Genomic DNA, 2286 nt, shown 5'->3' with positions numbered 1-2286 from the left:
ACGAAGAAGGAATGCGCCTGGGCAATTGGGAAGAGCTTGCAGACAACCTTTACACTAAAACCACCGAGAGCGAACCAGTCGGCATAGTCAACGACGAGGCTGCGCCTCATCGCGACTAGCCTCTACGTTGGGGAAAATATATAAGATGAAGAGATTGAACTTAGTCCTGATCCTTTCCGCTCTCCTTACGCATGTAGCAGTGTGCGAAATTGAGCAGTTCGTGAAATCGCCAAGAAAATATACATTGAATAGCGCATCCGAAAAAAGGTATGCGGATATTTCCTTATTCAGTGAAAGAGCCCCAATTCTGCACGATGTTTTAGTTGAATGTGGCATGAGTATCTCGGAAGCCCATGTGTTCATCGAGCAACACAAGCCGTCCATGGTGATGGTGGAAGGGGCACATGCCCAAGCTATGCATAATTTAGAACAAACAAAGAAGGTGCTCGAAGTTATGGATGAGAGTATCAGGGAGGAATACTCTAAATTAACCTACCAATGGATCGGACCTAGAGCGCTTCTTTTCAGTGAGGTCTCGTCGGGATTGGGGCTCACAGAAAGTCAGATTAGTAAGCTGAAATCTATCTATTATGATTATTTTGAGAGGCTTGCGCCTGCAAACAGGAAAGATTTTCGCTACGGCATGACCAAAGGCGAAAGAAAGGAATACTCAACCATCACAAAGACAATCGAAGAGCATCGAGATGAAGAATTGATGAATGTCTTGGATGATCAACAAATCGAAAAATGGAAGAGACTGCTGGGTGAAGGCTCAGAAGCTCTAGAAAGGTTCAGAGCGTATTGTGGAAAACACAACTAAGAGCCCCAACCAGTCGCTGGTGGTCAACTCCGTTCGCTCGTCCCTCGCTCACTCCGTGCCACAGCTCATCGTTCTGCGAAAGAAATGAAATCAAAAATTCCCTTCATAATTGGCACGCTTGGTTTTGCTAGTGTGTTCTTCGTTATAAGTAAGCTAGGAAATAATGATCAACCCAGCGTGGCTGAGAAGCTTCGGTTGATTCAGACGAAAGAACAGAACGAAGAAAGAATAGAAGAAGCCTACCAGATTATATCATACGCCCACAGCAAACTGGATGAGCTTAGTGGTTTGCTAATGTTTCTGTTGGGAGTGATCTTTATGTTATCCTGCTACATTGTAGTAGCTCCTAGAAAATCAAAGGCAGAACCAGCCGGCATAGTCAACGACGAGGCTGCGCCTCCTCGCGACTAGCCTCGACGTTAGGTAAAATAAAATGAAAAAGAGCATTTCAGTAGGCGCAATAATCATCGCGGCCTGTCTTTTGTTCCTCGGGACTCTAATCACGAATAGAATTCAAACTGGAGCGCTCCAGACAGCCGACAGGCTCGGGCCACACCTTCAGCCAGAGAAAGCATCATTCAAAACAGAAAGAATGAATACTGAGCGATCGATGGAGGATACACTGAGGAGCATTTATTCTAGCTCGGGAGGGATGCTATTTCTCAACATAGCTAGCTTTGCTGTGCTAGGCTCGACCCTACTATGGGTATCCACCAGAGAAAATAAGACCTAACCAGGCGGAGTGATCAAGATCGAGGCTGCGCCTCGATCTGATCATCCTCCACGATCGACAGAAATAAAAAATGGAAGAAGACGAAGTAGTTAGCGTTAAGCACTGGATCTTGATTATTATTGTTAGTGGAATTCCGATACTCAACCTTATCATGTTTATATATTGGGCAGCTTTCCCGCCTCTCGACATAAACAGAAATAAAAAGAATTATGCAGCTGCCATGCTGATGATTTTAGCCGTTCTCTATGCTATCAGCTTCATCGGCTGGCTTGCAGGGAAATTTTAGAAAGAATCGAGATATGAGAGCGCCTTCAACAAACCTAAACCATCTGGAAATGCTGGGTCGATCCAGCCGGTGGTCTCAATTCCTTTCGCGCTCCGCGCTACAGTCTTGAGACACCTCCACGATGGCAGAAAAAATGAATTGAATCTACCTAAGCCAAGGGACATTCTCTAGCTATGAAAATCAAAGCAATCATTCACGAGGCAGAAGAAGGCGGCTTCTGGGCTGAAGTTCCGGCGCTTCCTGGTTGCTCGACACAAGGTGAAACCTTGGAAGAGCTAACAGAGAACCTCAAAGATGCGATTGCCCTTTGGCTGGATGTTTGATGTGTCCTGAGATTGGTGGACAAAGGATTCCGTTATTAGGTTGTGGTTATAATGTTTAGTTGTGGTTGATGCAAGCCGGTAGGCTAGCTCCTATGCCCCCCATGGGGGGCGCGATTTTTTCCTC

4 protein-coding genes are annotated in these 2286 nt (G+C 45.8%); all 4 read left to right on the top strand.

The window, feature by feature from the left end; genetic code table 11:
- Window positions 1-154: 154 nt before the first annotated feature.
- The 4 genes from DDZ13_RS15230 to DDZ13_RS15210 all read left to right on the top strand — a co-directional run bounded on the left by DDZ13_RS15230 (window position 155) and on the right by DDZ13_RS15210 (window position 2162).
- Window positions 155-820: a hypothetical protein gene (locus tag DDZ13_RS15230; protein ID WP_146209408.1), complete on the top strand. Its 666-nt coding sequence runs from the start codon at window positions 155-157 to the stop codon at window positions 818-820.
- An 84-nt stretch (window positions 821-904) separates the two neighbouring features.
- Window positions 905-1231 carry a hypothetical protein gene (locus DDZ13_RS15225; RefSeq protein WP_110132319.1) on the top strand — a complete coding sequence of 109 codons (327 nt, stop codon included), beginning with the start codon at window positions 905-907 and terminating at the stop codon, window positions 1229-1231.
- Between the two features lie 392 nt (window positions 1232-1623).
- Window positions 1624-1839 (top strand): hypothetical protein, encoded by a 216-nt coding sequence (locus DDZ13_RS15215; RefSeq protein ID WP_110132317.1) that lies wholly within the window; start codon window positions 1624-1626, stop codon window positions 1837-1839.
- Window positions 1840-2012: 173 nt separating this feature from the next.
- Entirely contained in the window at window positions 2013-2162 is a 150-nt protein-coding gene (locus DDZ13_RS15210) for a type II toxin-antitoxin system HicB family antitoxin (RefSeq protein ID WP_110132316.1), read from the top strand.
- Window positions 2163-2286: the final 124 nt, after the last annotated feature.

It is taken from the genome of Coraliomargarita sinensis (assembly GCF_003185655.1).
In the GTDB taxonomy this organism is placed as follows: Bacteria; Verrucomicrobiota; Verrucomicrobiia; order Opitutales; family Coraliomargaritaceae; genus Coraliomargarita_B; species Coraliomargarita_B sinensis.
The sequence above is the reverse complement of the archived record's forward strand: the minus strand, read 5'-3'. Positions and strand labels throughout refer to the sequence as shown.

Bases quoted from the DNA above. Each gene is read 5' to 3' on its own strand.
- DDZ13_RS15225 (WP_110132319.1), top strand. From the start codon at position 905: ATGAAATCAAAAATTCCCTTCATAATTGGCACGCTTGGTTTTGCTAGT.
- DDZ13_RS15215 (WP_110132317.1), top strand. From the start codon at position 1,624: ATGGAAGAAGACGAAGTAGTTAGCGTTAAGCACTGGATCTTGATTATT.
- DDZ13_RS15210 (WP_110132316.1), top strand. From the start codon at position 2,013: ATGAAAATCAAAGCAATCATTCACGAGGCAGAAGAAGGCGGCTTCTGG.